The organism is Pseudorhodoferax sp. LjRoot39 (assembly GCF_964253035.1).
Classification (GTDB): Bacteria; Pseudomonadota; Gammaproteobacteria; order Burkholderiales; family Burkholderiaceae_C; genus Pseudorhodoferax.
This window is the reverse complement of sequence record NZ_CAXUQL020000001.1, coordinates 406,492-424,518: the sequence shown is the minus strand read 5'-3', so window position 1 is coordinate 424,518 and position 18,027 is coordinate 406,492. Positions and strand designations below refer to the sequence as shown.

The 18,027-nt window shown below is 71.1% G+C and carries 15 protein-coding genes; 2 read left to right on the top strand and 13 right to left on the bottom strand.

The window, feature by feature from the left end; all coding sequences use genetic code 11:
• Window positions 1-66: 66 nt before the first annotated feature.
• From ACSQ4M_RS01990 to apaG, 9 genes are all read right to left on the bottom strand, one after another.
• Entirely contained in the window at window positions 67-1,383 is a 1,317-nt protein-coding gene (locus ACSQ4M_RS01990) for an IS1380 family transposase (RefSeq protein WP_436188005.1), read from the bottom strand.
• Window positions 1,384-1,474: 91 nt separating this feature from the next.
• Window positions 1,475-3,580: a replication restart helicase PriA gene (gene priA, locus ACSQ4M_RS01985; RefSeq protein WP_436188004.1), complete on the bottom strand. Its 2,106-nt coding sequence runs from the start codon at window positions 3,578-3,580 to the stop codon at window positions 1,475-1,477.
• A gap of 341 nt (window positions 3,581-3,921) precedes the next feature.
• On the bottom strand, window positions 3,922-5,019 hold the full coding sequence (gene hemE / locus ACSQ4M_RS01980; protein WP_436188003.1) for a uroporphyrinogen decarboxylase: 1,098 nt from the start codon (window positions 5,017-5,019) through the stop codon (window positions 3,922-3,924).
• Between the two features lie 32 nt (window positions 5,020-5,051).
• On the bottom strand, window positions 5,052-5,771 hold the full coding sequence (locus tag ACSQ4M_RS01975) for a hypothetical protein (protein WP_436188002.1): 720 nt from the start codon (window positions 5,769-5,771) through the stop codon (window positions 5,052-5,054).
• Window positions 5,772-5,900: 129 nt separating this feature from the next.
• A complete protein-coding gene (thiL, locus tag ACSQ4M_RS01970; protein ID WP_436188001.1) occupies window positions 5,901-6,857 on the bottom strand; it encodes a thiamine-phosphate kinase in 957 nt (318 codons plus the stop codon).
• A 1-nt stretch (window position 6,858) separates the two neighbouring features.
• A complete protein-coding gene (locus ACSQ4M_RS01965; RefSeq protein ID WP_436188000.1) occupies window positions 6,859-7,986 on the bottom strand; it encodes a YbdK family carboxylate-amine ligase in 1,128 nt (375 codons plus the stop codon).
• Window positions 7,983-9,236 carry a cation:proton antiporter gene (locus ACSQ4M_RS01960; protein ID WP_436187999.1) on the bottom strand — a complete coding sequence of 418 codons (1,254 nt, stop codon included), beginning with the start codon at window positions 9,234-9,236 and terminating at the stop codon, window positions 7,983-7,985. The genes ACSQ4M_RS01965 and ACSQ4M_RS01960 overlap by 4 nt, the downstream gene beginning before the upstream one ends.
• A complete protein-coding gene (locus ACSQ4M_RS01955; protein WP_436187998.1) occupies window positions 9,205-11,244 on the bottom strand; it encodes a site-specific recombinase in 2,040 nt (679 codons plus the stop codon). Before ACSQ4M_RS01955 ends, ACSQ4M_RS01960 begins: the two co-directional genes overlap by 32 nt.
• 10 nt (window positions 11,245-11,254) lie before the next feature.
• Window positions 11,255-11,650 (bottom strand): Co2+/Mg2+ efflux protein ApaG, encoded by a 396-nt coding sequence (apaG, locus tag ACSQ4M_RS01950; RefSeq protein ID WP_436187997.1) that lies wholly within the window; start codon window positions 11,648-11,650, stop codon window positions 11,255-11,257.
• Between the two features lie 66 nt (window positions 11,651-11,716).
• On the opposite strand from apaG, the gene rpe reads away from it, so the two are divergent.
• Together rpe and ACSQ4M_RS01940 are read left to right on the top strand one after the other, a co-directional pair.
• The gene (gene rpe, locus ACSQ4M_RS01945) at window positions 11,717-12,403 is read left to right on the top strand and encodes a ribulose-phosphate 3-epimerase (RefSeq protein ID WP_436187996.1); all 687 of its coding nucleotides are present in this window, start codon (window positions 11,717-11,719) and stop codon (window positions 12,401-12,403) included.
• A 78-nt stretch (window positions 12,404-12,481) separates the two neighbouring features.
• Window positions 12,482-12,622, top strand: a complete 141-nt coding sequence (locus ACSQ4M_RS01940; protein WP_436187995.1) for a hypothetical protein — start codon at window positions 12,482-12,484, stop codon at window positions 12,620-12,622.
• 3 nt (window positions 12,623-12,625) lie between these two features.
• Here ACSQ4M_RS01940 and trpB read toward each other — a convergent pair whose 3' ends face one another.
• From trpB to ACSQ4M_RS01920, 4 genes are all read right to left on the bottom strand, one after another.
• Window positions 12,626-13,831: a tryptophan synthase subunit beta gene (trpB, locus tag ACSQ4M_RS01935; protein WP_436187994.1), complete on the bottom strand. Its 1,206-nt coding sequence runs from the start codon at window positions 13,829-13,831 to the stop codon at window positions 12,626-12,628.
• A 77-nt stretch (window positions 13,832-13,908) separates the two neighbouring features.
• Window positions 13,909-14,481 carry a DUF2894 domain-containing protein gene (locus tag ACSQ4M_RS01930; RefSeq protein ID WP_436187993.1) on the bottom strand — a complete coding sequence of 191 codons (573 nt, stop codon included), beginning with the start codon at window positions 14,479-14,481 and terminating at the stop codon, window positions 13,909-13,911.
• The gene (locus tag ACSQ4M_RS01925; RefSeq protein WP_436187992.1) at window positions 14,474-15,130 is read right to left on the bottom strand and encodes an OmpA family protein; all 657 of its coding nucleotides are present in this window, start codon (window positions 15,128-15,130) and stop codon (window positions 14,474-14,476) included. Before ACSQ4M_RS01925 ends, ACSQ4M_RS01930 begins: the two co-directional genes overlap by 8 nt.
• Before the next feature lie 73 nt (window positions 15,131-15,203).
• Window positions 15,204-18,008 (bottom strand): DUF802 domain-containing protein, encoded by a 2,805-nt coding sequence (locus ACSQ4M_RS01920; RefSeq protein ID WP_436187991.1) that lies wholly within the window; start codon window positions 18,006-18,008, stop codon window positions 15,204-15,206.
• Window positions 18,009-18,027 lie beyond the last annotated feature (19 nt).

Here is an 18,027-nt window from a genome sequence, read left to right as displayed (position 1 = left end):
TTGCGCACGCACCACCCCCTTACCCCCGTTGTTGCTCAACACGCCGGGGACAGCGCTCGGCGTGCACTACGGGGCCAGCGCGTGCGCGGCGCTGGCGAAGACCTCGCGCAGGGGATGGTTGGACGCCAGCATCACGCGCACGCGGCGGGTGTTGCGCACGATGGCCGCAGCGATCTTGAGCAGCTTGACGCGGATGGTGGCCGTGCACGCGTTGGCCAGTTCGGTGCCGGCCAGCGCGTGGCGCCGCAGGTTGATCATCAGCGTGTAGGCCAATGCGGCCAACAGCAGGCGCAGTTGGTTGGCCCAGAAGCGGTGGCAGCTGGCGCGCCGGCCGAACAGGTCCAGCTGCGCCTCCTTGATGCGGTTCTCCGCCTCGCCACGCGCGCAGTAGCGCTGCTCGTACAGGTGCCGGTCCTGGCCAGACAGGCTGGTGACGATGAAGCGCGGGTTGGCGCCTTGCGGGCCGTGCTCCAGTCTGGCAATCACGCGCCGCGGCCGGTCCCAGCTGTCGGCGGCGTAATCGAAGCTGCCGTACATGCGCTGCTTGGTGCCCCGGTCCCGGTACTGATCGGCCAGCGCCAGCTCTGCCAGTTCGCACTGGCGCAGCAGCCGCGCGTTCTTCTGCAGGCCGATCACGTAGTGCACGCCCCAGGTGTCCAGGCGGCGCAGCACGCGCGGGCGGCAGAACCCGCTGTCGCCGCGCACGACGATGCGCACCTTGGGCCAGGCCTTGCGCAGCGCATCGACCAGCCGCTTGAGCAACGCCGTGACCACGCTGGCCGGATCGCGGTCGCTGGGCCGCAGCACGCACGCCAGCAAGTCCTGGCCGCAGAACACGTACAGCGGCAAATAGCAGTAGTTGTCGTAGTAGCCGTGGAAGAAGCCGCGCTCCTGCTCGCCATGCAGCGGCACGTGCGTGGCGTCCACGTCCAGCACCAACTCGCGCGGGGCAGGCCCCGTGCGCCGGCTGGCAATGAACTGCTGCATCAGCACGCCGTGCAGTGCCCAGGCCTGCGCAGGCGTGGCCGCTGTCTCCAGGCGGCTCAGCGTCGGCGCGCTGGCCAACGCCTCATCGCGCCCGACGGCCGTCTGCATCGCCAAGTCGGTGCGCAACGCGTTGTGATCGCTGACGTCGGCCCAGCCTTGGCACAGCCCGTACACCCGCTGCGCCAGCATGCTGGCCAGGCTGTGGCGCACCTTGCCGCGCTGGCGCTCATCGCCCAGCGCTCGCGCAGCCGAGGTGGACAAACCAAGCCGCTGGTCCATGCGCCGCAGCAACAGCACGCCGGCCTCGCTGCTCAGGTCGCCCCCGTCGAAGTCCGCCTCGATGACGCGTCGGCCCGCACGTCCAAAGTCCAGCTTCTTGTTCGTACACTTTGGCATCGGCAGTCCTCGGTTGGCATAGGGGGTGAGATACCTATGGCAACGCGCCTCGGCACGAGGCTGCCGACCCTTACTTCATGAAAGATCCGGGCTAGACCATCAGCGGATCGACATCGATGGCCCAGCGCAGCACGCCCTCGATGCCGCCATCGCGCCGCGTGCTGTGCAGCACCGCCTGCCAGGCCGCAAGGAACTGCTGCAGCGCGCTGCGCGACGCGCTCTCGATCAACATCTGCGCCCGCTCCACATTGGCCACACGCTGGATCGCCGTCGGCACGGCGGGGTACACCAGCACCTGGTCGGCGCCAGGCAACTCCGTCGCCGCGCTGCTGGCCTGCGTCAGAAACGCCTGGGCCGCCTGTTGCGTGCGCGCATCGGCCCGCACCAGGGCCTGGAAGCTGAACGGCGGCATGGCGGCCTGCATGCGCTCGGCCAGCTGGCCGTCTGCGAACGCCGGGTAGTCGTGCCGGCGCAGCGCCGCGAACAGCGCGTGCTGCGGATGGGCGGTCTGGACCCACATCTCGCTTGCCGCACCCTGGCTGGCGTCGCGGCCGGCCCGCCCGGCCGCCTGCATGAGCAGCGCGAACAGGCGCTCGGGCGCGCGGAAGTCGCTGGAGAACAGCGCACCGTCCGGGTTCACGGCGGCCACCAGCGTGATGCGGCGAAAGTCGTGGCCCTTGGCAATCATCTGCGTGCCGACCAGCACGTCGACCGCACCCGCATGCACCTGGGCCAACTGCTCCTCGAGCGCGCCCTTGTGGCGCGTGCTGTCGGCGTCGATGCGCAGCACGCGCACGCGCCGGTCCTCGCCCTCGGCGCCGGGGCGTGCGATGCCCTCGAACAGTTGCGTCAAATGCTCTTCCAGCCGCTCGGTTCCGCGGCCCACGGGTGCCAGGTCGACGTCGCCGCATTCGGGGCAGGCGCGCGGCACGCGTTCGGCGAAGCCGCAGTGGTGGCAGCGCAGCGAACGGTCGACCTTGTGGAACACGCGGTAGGCGCTGCAGTGCGGGCAGGCGCTCTTCCAGTCGCAGCTGCCGCAGGCCAGCACGGGCGCGTAGCCGCGCCGGTTCAGCAGCAGCATGGCCTGCTCGCCACGTGCGATGCGTGCGCCGATGGCGGCCATCAGCTGCGGTGCGAGCTGGGTGTTGCGCGGCTGCTGGCCCATGTCCACCAGGCGCACGGCCGGTAGCCGGCCAGCGCCGACGCGGCTGGGCATGGCGAGGCGCTGGTACTTGCCGCCGTCGGCCGCCGGGCGGCTGTGGTGCCAGCTTTCCAGCGAGGGCGTGGCCGAACCCAGCAGCACGCGGCAGGGCTGGCCGCTGTGCCGGCTTTCCAGGCGGCCGCGGTAGATGGCCAGGTCACGCGCCGAGTAGCGCGCGCCTTCCTGCTGCTTGTAGCTGGGGTCGTGCTCCTCGTCGACGACGATCAGGCGCAGCCCCGGCATCGAAGCGAACACCGCCATGCGCGTGCCCAGCACGATGCGGGCGCTGCCGGTGTGGGCCGCCAGCCAGCTGGCCAGGCGTTGGGCGGGCGTCATGCCGCTGTGCATGGAGACCAGCGCGTGCCGGCCGAATGCTGGCGCGAAGCGGGCCACGAAGCGCTCCTCCAGCTGCGGCGTGAGGTTGATCTCGGGCACCATGACCAGCGCCTGGGCCTGGGGATCGGCCACCAGGGCTTCCTGCACCGCGCGCAGGTAGACCTCGGTCTTGCCGCTGCCGGTGCTGCCGTACAGCAGAAACGGGCCGTCCTCGGCCTGGATGCGCGCCAGCGCCTGCGCTTGCTCCTCGGTCGGCTCGGGTGGCGGCGCCTCGGCTGCGGCCGCGACCGCGGCCTTGCGGCTCTTGCGCTGCAGACGGCGCTGCCATTGCGCGGCGTCCAGCTCGCGCAGCTGCGGTGGCAGTGCGGCCAGCGCCACCTCGCCCAGTGCGCGCTGGTAGTAGCCGGCGGCAAAGCCCACCAGCTGGCGCCACGCCGCGCCCAACGGGGCAATGCCTTCCAGCACGCTGGCCACGGGCTTCAGCTGGGCACCGTCCGGCTGCGCCGCCGCATCCCAGACCACGCCCAGGGTTTCGCGCCGGCCCAGCGGCACGCGCACCAGCGTGCCGGGCTCCAGCGCCTGGTCGCTGCTGTAGCTCAGCGGGCCGGCCAGCGCGCTGTGCGCCGGCAGTTGCACGACCACGGAAACGGTGAAAAGCATGCTAGGCGCGCACTAACCTGGGTTGTTGATGTGAACTCAAGGTTATGCCCTTAAGTTGTTGATTCAGAAGTTGTTTGAAAGTCATCCCAGGAATCTGTGGATAACTTTGTTGATAGCTGGCCTTGGGCTTTCGCAATCCCTTGTCAGTCAAGGCTCCGCGGTCCATTGCCCGCAAATCATGCAAAAAACAGATTTGTTATAAATCAACAACTTACATGGATGTCAAGGCAGGAGGGAGGCGGTACCTGCTGTGAGAGGGCTTGCCACGCCGCATCACCGTTTTTGTGCATAAGTGGAGGCCGGTGCCAACTCTTTTGCAGCCGGCGACGTGTATGCAAAGGTCAAAGGATGTGTCTGCGGCGCAGCTGGCGCGAGTGGCTGTGGACGGCTTCCACCAGGGCTGTCACATGCTCGGGCGGCGTGTGCTGGCTGATGCCGTGGCCCAGGTTGAAGATCTGCGTCGGCCCCTGCCCCGGGCCCTGGTGCGGCGGGCCGAAGCTGTCCAGCACGCGGCGGGCCTCGGCGGCCACAGCCTGCGGTGGCGCGAACAGCACATTGGGATCGAGGTTGCCTTGCAGCGCCTTGCGGTCGCCGACGCGGGCGCGCGCCTGGCCCAGGTTCACGGTCCAGTCCAGGCCCAGCACCTCGCAGTCGAGTTCGGCCATCTGGTCCAGCCAGACGCCGCCGCCCTTGGTGAACACGATGCGCGGGATGGTCTGGCCGTCGTGCGTGGTCTTGAGCTGGCCCAGCACCTGCTGCGTGTAGGCCAGGCTGAACTCCTGGAACGCGCCGTCGGCCAGCACGCCGCCCCAGCTGTCGAACAGCATCACGGCCTGGGCCCCGGCCTCGATCTGGGCATTCAGGTAGGCGGCCACCGCCGTGGCATTGATCTGCAGCATGCGGTGCAGGAGGTCGGGCCGGCCGTACAGCATGCTCTTGACCAGGCGGTAGTCGTCCGAGCCCTGGCCCTCCACCATGTAGCAGGCCAGCGTCCAGGGGCTGCCGGAAAAGCCGATCAGCGGCACGCGGCCGTTGAGCGCGCGGCGGATGGAGGTGACCGCGTCGAACACGTAGCGCAGCTTGTCCATGTCCGGCACCGCGAGTTGGGCCACGGCCGCCTCGTCGCGCACCGGGGTGGCGAAGCGCGGTCCTTCGCCCAGCGCGAACGACAGGCCCAGGCCCATGGCGTCGGGCACGGTCAGGATGTCGCTGAACAGGATGGCGGCGTCCAGCGGGTAGCGCTCCAGGGGCTGCAGCGTGACCTCGGTCGCGTAGTCCGGGTTGGTGGCCAGTCCCATGAAGCTGCCGGCCCTGGCACGCGTGGCGCGGTACTCGGGCAGGTAGCGGCCCGCCTGGCGCATCAGCCAGATCGGCGTGTGGTCGGTGGCCTGGCGCAGGCAGGCGCGCAGGAAGGTGTCGTTCTGGAGCGGGGCAAACATGGGGCGGGATTGTCGCCCACCAACCTTTGGCGCTATCTCACTGGAAGGAACTGGAAGAACTGCCCGCCCAAAAGGCTTTGGACATAGCCGATGGCGGCGCGGCGCAACTTCTCGGTCAGGTAGGCGGCCAGCAGGTCGAGCCGGCCGATGATCTTGCCGAACTCGCGCTCGAAGCTCAGGTTGCGCTCCGTGGCGTTGATCTCGTCGGCCAGCAACAGCGGTTGGCCGGCGCTGTTGCGGCGCTGGGCCAGCAGCCAGGCGGCGGCCTCGACGTTGCGCGCGGCGTTGTGCAGCAGCTGCGGCTCCAGGCCGTCGAGCAGGTTGAAGCTGGTCTTGCCGCCGTGGGCCACGATCAGCATGTCGGCCGTGGCGTAGACGAAGGCGTTCACGCGGTCGCCCACGAAGTCGGGCTGCAGCGCCAGCGCCATGGCGGCAATGTCGCGCTTGCCCTGCAGCGAGGCCGGGGGCTGGGCCGTGCGGATGGCCGCAGCCAGGTTGTCGAGCGCGGCTTCGCGGCTGGCCTGGCCGGCGCGGCGCCATTCGGCCGGGTTGCGCCGGTACAGCTTGTCGGCCAGCAGCATCAGGCTGGCCAGGTTGTCGCGCATGGCCAGCGTGGCCATGCGGTTGGTGTCCGACTGCACGGCCTCGCCGGCCGAGGCCGGCTCGCCGCGTGCGCTGCCGCGCGTCTGCGGGGGGCTGGTGCAGGCGGCGGCCCCCAGCGGCAGGGCCAGCAGCAGCAGGCGGCGTTGCATGGTCAGAGCTGGTGAATGAGTGGATTGGGCGCCCCGGCCCGCAGGGCAAGGCCCCGCACGTCGGCGCTGATGGTGGAGATGGCGTTCATCGGGGTCTTGCGTGAGTTCAAGCCATTCCTTCGCAAGCGCTTAGCCGAAGTGGTCGAAGGAGCCGAAGCGCTGGTCCAGCGGCTGGCCCTGGGCATCGACGACCTGCACGCCGGGCGCGGCCGTGGTGCTGCCGATGCGCGTGACCTGCACCTGGGCCTGGGCGACGGCGCCCTTGACCTGGCCGCGCGCCGATGGCGGCGCCGTGAACACGAGCTCGTAGTCGTCGCCGCCGGCCAGCGCGAAGTCCAGCCGCTGGGCCGGCGAGAGGGGGGCGTCGGCGCAGCCCATCAGGCCCAGCGCGGCGGGTGCCTCGATGCGCGCGCCCAGGCCCGAGGCCTTCAGCACATGGCCGAGGTCGCCGAGCAGCCCGTCGCTGACATCCGCGGCCGCCGTGGCCACGCCGCGCAGTGCCAGGCCCAGCATGACGCGCGGCGTGGGTTGTTCCATGCGTGCGCGCGCCTGCGTGAACACCTCCTGCGGCATGGCCAGCGTGCCGCGGAACACCTCCAGCGCGAGCCGCGCATCGCCGACCGTGCCGCTCACGTAGATGTCGTCGCCGGCCTGCGCACCCGAACGCAACAGCGCCTGGCCGCGTGGCACCTCGCCGAACACCGTGATGCAGATGTTGAGCGGGCCGCGCGTGGTGTCGCCGCCCACGAGCTCGCAGCCGTGCGCGTCGGCCAGCGCGAGCAGGCCCTCGGAGAACGGCCCCAGCCAGGCCGCGTCGGCCGATGGCAGCGCCAGTGCCAGTGTGAAGGCCAGCGGCTTCGCGCCGCAGGCCGCCAGGTCCGACAGGTTCACGGCCAGCGCCTTGTGGCCCAGCGCGCGCGGGTCCACGGTGGACAGGAAGTGCCGGCCCTCGACCAGCATGTCGCTGGAGACGGCCAGTTGCATGCCGGCCGCGGGCTGCAGCAGCGCGCAGTCGTCGCCCACGCCCAGCGCGGCGCGCTGCACGGGGCGCTTGAAGAAGCGCTCGATGAGGTCGAATTCGCCCATTTCAGTTTTTTCGGAAGCGCTCGGCTGCTTGGCGCACCACCTCGGCCAGCAGCCGTTCCTCACCCTGCCGCTCGCGCAGCCAGCGCGCGTCGTTGCGGCTGGCCTGCACGTCGGCGCGCAGCAGCGCCAGGCCGTTCTCGGCGCCGAGTTCGCGGGCATGCGGCGCGATGTGGTCCATGGTGGCCAGGATGTGTTCGCGCAGCGCCATGTGCTCGCCCGTGGCCGGGTCCACGTAGATCGCGTCCAGCCCGAAGCGGCAGGCCTGGAAGCGGTTGTAGGTGTAGACCAGGTAGTCGTCCTCCGTCGGCATGAAGGGCTTGTCGTGCATGCACCAGGCTGCGAGGCTCTGCACGTAGGCGGCCAGCGCGGCGGCGCGCTGCACGGTCAGCGGCGTGTCGAACACGCGGATCTCGATGGTGCCGTACTCGGGCTTGGGCCGGATGTCCCAGTAGAAGTCCTTCATGCTCTTCACCACGCCGGTGCGCGTCATCTTGGTGAAGTAGTCCTCGAAGGTGTCCCAGGTCAGCGCGAACGGCGCGCGGCCCGACAACGGGAACGCGAACACCGAGTTCAGCCGCGCCGAGTCGAAGGCCGTGTCCTGCCCCTGCACGTAGGGCGAGGACGCCGACAGCGCGATGCAGTGCGGGATGTAGCGCGACATCTGGTGCAGCGTGACCAGCGCGGTGTCGGCATCGGGGCAGCCGATGTGCACGTGCTGGCCGAAGATCGTGAACTGCTTGGACAGGTAGCCGTACAGCGCCGAGAGTTCGCGAAAACGCGGCTTGTCGTAGATGCGCTGCTGGTGCCATTGCTGGAAGGCGTGCGTGCCGCCGCCCAGGATGGCGATGTTGAGCTTGTCGGCGCTGGCCACCAGCGCGTCGCGCAGCTGCGTGAGCTCGTCCAGCGCCTGGCCGGCGCTGGTGCACACGCCGGTGGAGATCTCGATCATGCTGGAGGTCATCTCCGGCACCACCGAGCCGGGCAGCTTGCGGCTGGCCATCAGGCGCAGCATGTCCTCGGCATAGGGCGCGAGGTCGTAGTTGTGCGTGTTGACGAGCTGCAGTTCCAGCTCCACGCCGAGCGACAAGGCGGCAGACTTGCCGAAGGGTTCCAGGCCGACGGCACTCATTCCAATGCTCCCCGGCCGCTGTCGCCGGCCTCGCGTGCGTGGTCGCGCCCGCTCTCGCCGGCGCGCCGCAGCGCCACCGTGGCGATCACGGCGCCGACCACTTCCATCAACAGGATGCAGGGCAGGGCCACGCCCGTGATGACCGCGCCGTGCGCCTGGGAGGCCAGCGCGAACTGCGAGGCCAGCAGCAGCGCGACGGAGGACATGGGCGACATCGCGCAGCCCGTCCACAGCGCCTGCGACAGCCGCAGACCGCTGCCCGGGCTGGCCAGCACCGTGCCCAGCACCTTGGCCAGCAGGCGCACGGCCACCACGCCCAGCACCAGGGCTGCGCCGGCCGCGCTCCAGACCGTGCCGGCCGCCACGGTGGAGACCAGCACGAACATCAGCATGGTCAGCATCGAGGCCGCCGTGCCAAGTTGCCGCGGCCAGATCCAGGGCCGCGGGTTGAGTTGCTTGAGCAAGAGGCCGGCCAGCAGCGCCGACAGCGCGGCCGAGCCGCCCACCAGCGTGGCCAGCGCCGTGCTGGCCGCGATCAGCGCGAGCAGCAGCATGGAGGTGTTCTCGCTGGTCGGGCTCATCACGCGCAGCGCCGCGCGCATGGCCAGGCCCAGCAGCGCCGCCACGGCCAGCGACAGGCCCAGCAGCTTGAACAGCGGGGCGATGGTGGCCAGCACGCCGGTGTTCTCGCCGGCCTCGATCAGGCCGGCCAGCGCGCTGCCGATGGTCAGCGCGTACAGCGTGGACAGCGTGGACAGGGCAATCGCGCGCTCGGTCACGGGCCCGGCCGCATGCGTGTCCATGACCACGCGCGTGAGCACGGCGGGAGAGGCCACCACGGCCACGATGGCCAGGGCCTGCGCCGCGATCGGCGCGGTGTCGAACTGGCGCAGCAGCCAATAGACGGCGACGAAGCTCAGCACCGACTCCGCCAGCGACTGCACCAGCACCATGGGGTTGTGCTGGAACCAGCGCAGCGAGATGCGCGCGCCGGCTTCGAAGAGAACCACGGCGATCGCGATCTCCAGCAGGAACAGCGCGTTGCCGGTCAGCGGCCAGGCCGCGTCGGCAAGACCGAAGAAGCCGGCGATGGCGCCGACCACCGAGTAGCCCGCCACCTTGGGCAGGCCGCTGTGGCGCTGCACCAGGTAGCCGGCCGCGGCCGCGCAGGCCAGCACCAGGGACCAGGCCAGCGTGGGCAGGCTGGCGCTGGCTCCGTCAGCGTTCCAGAAGGTCAGCAGATCCTGCATCGGTTGGGGGTCTCCTTGGGGTGTTGTTGTCGGGGGTGTCCGTGGCAGCGGGCCGCAGCACGGGCAGGAAGAATTGCAGCGGCCGGCGCCGCAGCCGCGCGCGGATGGCGGCGTAGATGCGCGCGCGGTCCACGCCGCTCACGTTGTGTGCGCGCGCCGCCACACGGAACGCGAGGTAGAAGCTCACCGCCACGTTGAGCATGCCGATCACCGGGATCGCGGCCACGCACCACCAGAAGGCTTCCATGCGCAGCACGGCCGGCCCCAGCGCGGCCGCCGCCGCCGCCAACTGGCCCGAGGACAGCGTGACGTGGCGCACGTCCAGCGCGATCCCGAAGAAGCCCAGGAAGGCCGGCACCAGGCCCAGCATGAAGCCGAGCGTGATGTTGGACGCCAGGCCCGAGATGTTCTCGCGCATGAAGCCGGCCCAGCGCGCCGCGCGCCCCGCACCAAGCAAGCGCGTGATGCGCGGGTTGTAGCGCAGCGCCGAATCCAGCCGGTGCAGCACGAACCAGTTCTCCGCCCAGCCGCCGACCAGGCTGGCGGCGAACAGCAGCACGCCCGTGAAGGCCGCGAACAGCGCCGTGGGGCCGCGCAGGTCCAGCGCATGCAGCACGTACTGCGCGCCCTGGGCGTCGACCATCGGATGGCCCAGCGTGTGCAGCATGAGCAGGCTGATGCCAACCACGGCCGGCACCACCACCAGCACGTTGCCGAGCACGGCCGCCACCTGCGAGCGCGTGAGGTGGGTGATCTCGTCGACGAAGCGGGTCACCGCATCGCCCGTCAAGTCCTTGAGCTTGGCCGCCATGGCCGGCGCCGTCATGGCCGGCTGCTTGGTGGCCAGCGTGCAGTGCAGCAGCTGGATCAGCACGAAGCTCGCGGCATAGGACACGCCGGCCCAGAAGCCGCCCCAGAACGCCGACAGGCCGATGGCCATGATGCTGAACTTGAGCAGCACCGTGAAGCCGGTCAGGAAGCCGCCACCGGCGGCCTTGCGCAGCATCATGAAGTAGGCCGGCACGTCGCGCGTGATGTAGTGCTCGCCGGTCTCGGCGCTGCGCTCGGCCACCTTGGCCGCCAGCAGTGAGGAATTGGCCGTGACGAGCGCGCGCAGGCTCTTCTTGTCCTGCTCGGCCTGGGCCAGACGGGCGATCAGGCGTGCGCCGCTGGCCAGCGGCTTGCCGCCCAGCAGCATGTCCAGCAGCTCGCGCACGCGCACGATGCGCTCGCGCAGCTGGCGCAATCGGAACACCACGCCGACCGAGATGCCGTTCTCCTCCAGGTGCGCGTAGACGTCGTTCACGGCCTGGCGGCAGGCCTCCAGCCGCTCGCGCAGTTGCTGGGCGGCCGCATCCACGGCCTCCTGCGAGGCGGTCTGGCGCACGGCCCGCGCCAGCTGGTCCACGTCGCTCACGAGGAAGTGGAACGCGCGGTCGGCACGCGTCTTCTCGCCCATGCGCAAGCGCAGCTCGGGCGCGAAGCCGTTGGCCTGGATCTGGCCGGCGCAGTAGGTGATGGCATCCAGCACGATGCTCTGCCAGGGCGGCGTGCGTGGGTCTTCGGGGTCGGACAGCTGGTGCGCCAGGCGTTGCAGCAGCGGCTCGTCGAGCGCGGCCAGCCAGGCCCCGTCGATGCGGCGCGGAAACGCCAGCGAGAACAGCGCCGAGGCGTCCACGGTCTCGGGCGTGCCGGGCAGCAGCTTGCGCCGCAGCCGTTCGTTGAACTCGCTGGCGAAGGCCGTGCGCGGCGCGAAGCCGTGGTCGCCCAGCAGCACCGAGAAGTCCACCGTCAGCACCATGGTGCGCCACCAGGCGCGCAGGCGCGGCAGCAGTTCGGGGCGGGATTCGAGGGCTTCGACGAGGAACTGCGCCCGGCTGACGGCGGCTGCGACGGACTTGCCGTCGCCGCGCACCCAGTCGAGCACGCGGATCAGCCAGATGTGGCGGTGCGCGAGCGGCGCCGACGGGTCCAGCGCATCGAGGATGCGGTTGATGTCTTGGGGCATGGCAGGGGGGTCAATGCAGCACCCGTGCGCCGCCGCCAGTGCCCGTGTCGGCGTCCAGGATGAAGGCCGGGATCTCCACCTCGAAGCGCGTGCCGTCCTCGGCCACGCAGAAGTAGCTGCCGCGCATGGAACCCGTGGGCGTGTGCAGCCGGCAGCCGCTGGTGTACTGGAAGGATTCGCCGGGGCGCAGCAGCGGCTGCTGGCCGACCACGCCCAGGCCCTTGACCTCCTCGGTGTGGCCGTGGCCGTCGGTGATGATCCAGTGGCGCGCAATCAGCTGCGCGGGCACGTCGCCGCGGTTGTGGACGGTGATCTGGTACGCGAAGCTGTAGACGGCCTGCTCGGGCGAGGACTGGTCCGGCAGGTAGTGCGGCTGGGCCTCGGCCGTGAACTGGTACTTGGGCATGGCCGGCATCCTACCTGTCCGACCGCGTCGGACGTGGAAAACCCGGCTCGGCGAAAATGCCCGGCCATGAGCCGTCCCACCTACCGCATCGCCCCCTCCCTGCTGTCCGCCGATTTCACGCGGCTCGGCGAAGAGGTCACCAACGTCATCGCCGCCGGCGCCGACTGGATCCACTTCGACGTGATGGACAACCATTACGTGCCCAACCTGACCTTCGGCCCCATGATCTGCAAGGCGCTCAAGCCCCTGTGCAAGAAGGCCGACGGCACGCCCGTGCCGCTGGACGTGCACCTGATGGTGCAGCCCGTGGACGCGCTGGCCGCCGCCTTCGCCGAGGCCGGCGCCGACCTGATCAGCTTCCACCCCGATGCGAGCACCCACGTGCACCGCAGCGTGCAGGCGATCCGCGCGGCCGGCTGCAAGGCCGGCGTGGTGTTCAACCCGGCCGCCTCGCTGGACGTGCTGGACTGGGTGCTGGAAGACCTGGACCTGGTGCTGATCATGAGCGTGAACCCCGGTTTCGGCGGCCAGGCCTTCATCGACAGCGCGCTGCGCAAGACCGAGCTCGTGCGCAAGCGCATCGACGCCATTGGCAAGGACATCCGCCTGGAGGTGGACGGTGGCATCAAGGCCGACAACATCGCCCGCGTGGCGGCGGCCGGTGCCGACACCTTCGTGGCCGGCAGTGCCATCTTCGGCCAGAAGGATTACAAGGGCGTGATCGACAGGATGCGCGCCGCACTGGCCGGCTGAGCCTGCGTCACAGTCCTGCCAAGGTCGCGCCACAGTTGCGCCACATTGGCCGGGGGGGCGGGGCCGAACAATGCGGCCATGCACGATGCGACCCGCGCCCTTTCGATCGCCCGTCTGCCGCAGACGCTCTGGAACCTGGGCTGCGCGGGCCTGGTGCTGCTGGCGCTGCCGCTGGTCTGCTGCGTGTTGATGCTGCAGCTGCGGCCGCGCCCCTTGTGAGGTTCAGAGCCCCAGGCGCTGCGCCACGAAGTCGGCGTCCTTGTCGCCGCGGCCGGACAGGTTGACCAGGATGTGCTGGTCGGCCGGCAGAGCCGGCGCCGTGCGCATGGCCCAGGCTACGGCATGCGCGCTCTCCAGCGCCGGGATGATGCCTTCCACGCGCGACAGCGTCATGAAGGCCTCCAGGCACTCGGCATCGCTGGCGGCCTGGTAGTCCACGCGGCCGATGTCCTTGAGGTAGCTGTGCTGCGGGCCCACGCCCGGGTAGTCCAGGCCCGAGGCGATGGAATGCACGGCGGCCGGCTCGCCGTCGGCGTTCTCCAGCACGTAGCAGGCCATGCCGTGGATGGCGCCGGGCTTGCCCATGGTCAGCGTGGCGGCATGGCGGCCGGGCTTGTCCGTGCCTTCGCCGGAAGGTTCCACGCCGACCAGATGCACCTGCGCGTCATCCAGGAAGGCCGTGAAGATGCCCATGGCGTTGGAGCCGCCGCCCACGCAGGCCGCCACGTGGTCGGGCAGCCGGCCGTGTTTTTCCAGGAACTGCGCGCGCGCCTCGCGGCCCACGATGGACTGGAAGTCGCGCACCATCATCGGGAACGGGTGCGGGCCCACCACCGAGCCGATCGCGTAGAGGTAGTCGGTCGGGTTGTTCAGGTACTCCTCGAACGCACTGTCCACCGCCTCCTTGAGCGTGGCCGCGCCGCGCGTGACCGCGACCAGCTTGCAGCCCAGGATGCGCATCTTGGTCACGTTGGGGTGTTCCTTCTCGATGTCCACCTGGCCCATGTGGATCTCGCAGGGAATGCCCACCAGCGCGCAGGCCGTGGCCAGGGCCACGCCGTGCTGGCCCGCGCCGGTTTCGGCGATGACCTTCTTCTTGCCCATGAAGCGGGCCAGCAGCGCCTCGCCCAGACAGTGGTTGATCTTGTGCGCGCCGGTGTGGTTGAGGTCCTCGCGCTTCAGGTGGATCTGCGCGCCGCCCAGCTGGGCCGACAGCCGCCGCGCGTGGAAGATCGGGCTGGGCCGGCCCACGTAGTCGGCGAACAGGCTCGCCAGCTCCTGCTGGAAGTCCTCGCGCTGCGTGATCTCGGCGTAGGCGCTGGCGATGTCGTCCATGGCCTGCTTGAGGTGCGGGGGCACGAGCTGGCCGCCATAGGGGCCGAAATAGCCCTCGGCGTTGGGCATGGGGGCGAAGGTGGTGCTGGTCATGTGTGTTGTGCTTCGGACAGGGTGCTTGGGAGCCCGATTCTGGCCGCCGCCCGTCGCGTGCACCATGTGCAATGACCCTAGGTGCGCTTGCTGCGCGTGGTCTTCCTGGCCGTCTTCTTCGCCGGTGCCTTGCCGGCCTTGGGCGCCGGTTTGCCGGCGGCCGCGGCTTCGGCCTGGGCATCCTCCAGCCAGGCCAGCGCGTCCACCTGGGCCATGAAGTGCCGCAGGTAGTCCGGCGCGCAGCCGCGCATGAGCTGCAGCGCCTGGTGCACCAGGTGCTCGGAGTTCAGCGGGCCGGGGTTCTCGGGCGCGTCGGCCAGCGCGTGCTTCAGGCGCTGCTCGGCATGCAACCGGGCCCAGGTGCTGCGGAAGAACTGCAGCAGCTCCGGCTCGCCCGTCTGGCCCGCGCGTGGGCCCTTGGGCGTGGCGGGCGGGCGCAGCACCTGCACCAGGCTGGCCAGGGGCCCGGGCGCAGCGGGGCGGGGTGCGGGCAACGGTGCCGCGGGCCGGGGCTCGGCCTGCAACGCGGCCAGGCGGGCCTCCAGCAGCGCGCGCTCGGCGCCCGTGCGCATGGCCGTGCGCCGCGCCAGCGCCGCGACGAAGTGCGCGTGCAGCGGGTCGGTGGCGGCGCCGGCGGTCTGCTCAGTCACGCGGCTTGCTGTCGGTGCGGGCCGGCCGGGGCGTGGGTGCGATCTCCACGCGGCGGTTGCGCGCGCGGCCTTCGGCGTCGGCATTGGAGGCCACGGCCTGCTCGGAGCCGAAGGCCGCGGCGAACACGGCCGATGCGGGGATGCCTTCCTCGATCAGCGTGCGCGTGACGGTCAGCGCGCGTTGGGCCGAGAGCTCCCAGTTGTCGGCGAACTGCCGGTTGCTCGCGCGCACCTGGCGGTCGTCGGTGAAGCCGCTGACCATCAGGATCTCTTCGCGCTGTTGCAGGTAGCTGGCCAGCGGACCGGCCAGGCTTTGCAGCAGCTGGCGGCCCTCGGGCTGCAGCTCGTTGGAGTTGAACGCGAACAGCACGCTGCCGCTGATGCCGATGCGGCCGTCCGTCAGCGTCACGCGGCCGGCCGCGAGCGGGCCCGACAGGGCCTGCTCCAGCGTCTGCAGTTTCTTCGCCTGGGCCTGGCTGCGCGCCAGTTCGGTCTTGAGCCGGGTGTCCAGCTCCAGCTGCATGCCGATCACGCCGACCAGGATCAGCACGAAGGCGCCGAGCAGGCCGGCCATGAGGTCGGCGAAGGCGGTCCAGACCGGCGCGGCCGCGTCGTGGCCCAGCCCTTCATCGAAGTCTTCGGCGGTCATTGGTGCCCCCTTCGGCCTGCGGCCTGTCCCCCCGAGGGGGAGCGAGCTTGCTTGGGGCGGCCCGGCGCGGCGCTCATGCCTCAGCCGCCTGCGCGCTGCGCTCGTTGGCCAGGCGCTGCAGGTCTTCCACGATCTGCTTCTGCGACAGCAGCGAGAGGTCGATGACCTCGCGCGCCTGGGCCACGTAGTAGGCCAACTGCTCGTCGCTGCGCGCGATGGACCTGGCCAGCGTCTCGTCGACCTGCTGCAGATGCGTGCCGAGCTGGGTGTTGGAGTCGCTGAACAGCTGCACGGCGGCGCCGAAGGCCTCGCCCAGGCTGGCGACCTCGGCCGCGCCCGCGCCCAGCTGGGCGGCGGACTCGGCCAGGCGGTTGCCCTGGTCCTCGACCTGCGTGGCGAAGCGCTCGCCCGCGCGTTCCAGCAGTTCGGCCGAACCCGAGACCAGTGCGTCGATGGCGCTGCGCTGTTCGCTGGAGGCGTGGTTCACGGCGTCCAGCAGCGTGCGCAGCGTGTCCAGCACGCGTGCGCGTTCGTCCAGCATGGCGTTGTCGCGCGCCATGCTGTCGGTCAGCTTGTCGCGCAGCTCGGCGATGACTTCGGCGGCCGCACGCGGCGCTTGCGCCGCGGCATCGACCAGGCGGCCGATCTCGGCCACGGTGGCGCTGGCCTGGGCCTCGGCGCGCTCGCCCATGGCCTGGGCGGTCTCGGCCAGCGCGGTGCAGATGCGCTGCTGCTGCGCCAGCGCGTGTTCGCTGGCTTCGCGCCACTGGGCGGCCAACTGGCCGGTCATGGTGGTCAGCGTGGCGTGCCAGCCGGCCAGGCGCTCGGCGTCGCGCGCGCCGGCCTGGGCCTGCAGATCGGCATGAGCCTGGGCCACGGTGGCCTGCAGCACGGCCGCATGGTGCGAGAAACCGTCGGCCGCGCTGGCCAGGGCCTGGCGCGTCTCCTGGCCATGGGCCTGGGTGCTGTGCTCGTGCCGGGCCAGTGCGGCGGTCCAGGCGGCCAGGCGTTCGCTGTCGCGTTCGGCCACCTGCTGCTGCAGCGAGGCCACCTGCAGGGCGAAGCCGCTGGTGGCGCCTTCCAGCGCGGCGCGTGTGTGGCTGGCCAGGGTTTGTTGCGCAGCCTCGTGCCGGGCCAGCGCCTCGCTCCAGGCCGCGGCCTGCTCGGCGTTGCGGGCGGCGGCTTGCGCTTGCAGATCGGCATGGGCCTGGGCCACGCCCTGGTGCAGCGCGGCGGCATGGGTGCCGAAGCCGGCGGCCGTGCTGGCCAGGGCTTGTTGCGTGTCGCTGGCCAGGGCCTGGGTGGCGCGCTCGTGCTGCGCCAGTGCGGCGGTCCACGCCGCCATGCGCTGCGCGTCGCGCGCGTCCACCTGCTGCTGCAGCTGGGTATGGGCCTGCTCCACGGTCTGCAGCAGCGCGGCCGTGTGCTGCGCGAACTGCGCCGCGGTGCCCGCCAGGGCCTGCTGCGTGTCGCCCGCCAGGGTCTGGGTGGCCTGTTCGTGGCGGGCCAGGGCCTCGGACCAGGCCGCCAGGCGCGTCGCGTCGCGCTGGTCCACCTGTTCTTGCAGCTGGGCATGGGCCTGCTCCACGGTTTGCAGCAGCGTGGCCGTGTGCTGCGCGAATTGCGCCGCGGTGCCGGCCAGGGCCGCGTGCGTGCCGCTGGCCAGGGCGTCGTTGGCCTGTGCCTGCTGGGCCAGGTTGTCGTGCCAGCGCTGCGCCAGCGCGCCCGTGCTGCGCGCGAGCTGGTCCGACACCTGCTCCACGAGCGCGGCCGAGCGCTGCGCGAAGCTCTGCGTGAAGCCCTCCAGGCTGGTCTGCAGGCCGCTGCCGAGCTGGGCCTGCGTGGCGCGCTGGTCGGCCAGGGCCTCGGTCCAGGCGCGGGACACGCCCTCGGCGCTCGTGGCGAAGCGCTGCGCCAGCTGTTCGAGCTGCTGCTGCACACCCTGGGCCGCGCCCGCATGCAGGGCTGCGGCCTCGCGCGCCACGCCGGCCATGGTGGCCTCCACGGCGGGCTGGATCGCGGCGCCGGCCAGGCGTGCGCTTTCCGCGAGGCTGTCCTTGAGCGAGCGGTCCACCGCACCGGCCAGGCCCGTGTAGGCGGCCTCGGTGCGGCTGTGGAAGTTTTGCTGGTCGGCCAGCAGGCGTTCGTGCAGCTGCTGACTCTGGCGCTCCATGCCTTGCACCAGCGTGCCCAGCTTCTCGACCAGCGCAGGCATGGCCTCGGCCTGCTGGCGCAGCAGCTGGAAGGAGTCGTCGCGGCGCTGGGCTTCGGAGAAGGCGCGCAGCGTGGTGCCGGTCAGCTGGTCGAGCTGCTGGCCGGCCACGAGGCGCTCGCGCCGCGCCAATGCCGCCGCCAGGCCCAGCGTGGCCGACGCCGCGACGCCGGCCAGCGAGGTGCCGAAGGCCACGCCCAGGCCGCTGACCGGCGCGGCCAGCGCGGCGCGCACGCTGGCCAGGTCGGTCGCGCCCTGCAGTGCCAGGCCGGTGCCGCGCAGCGTGACCACCATGCCCAGGAAGGTGCCCAGCATGCCCAGCAGCACCAGGAAGCCGGCCAGGTAGGGGGTGAGCACCGGACCGGGCAGGGCCACGCGCTGGCCTTCGATGCGCAGGCGGACGGGGTGGCGCAGCGTGGCCGGCAGGCGCTCCAGCCAGGGCCCCAGCGCCGCGGGCGGTCCGCTGCTGTCGGCCAGCACGCCGGCCAGCTGGTCGGTGGCCTGGCGGAAACGCCACAGCTCCAGCGCGCCGAAGACGAAGAACGCGCCGATCAGCGCGGTGACGGCCATCGCCAGCAGATGGCTGCTGCCCGCGTAGCCGACGCCGACCCAGGCGATGCAGGCCAGGCCCGCGAGCAGGACGGCGTGGTGGAGAACTCGGTTCATGCGGCTTGCTTGCCTCTCG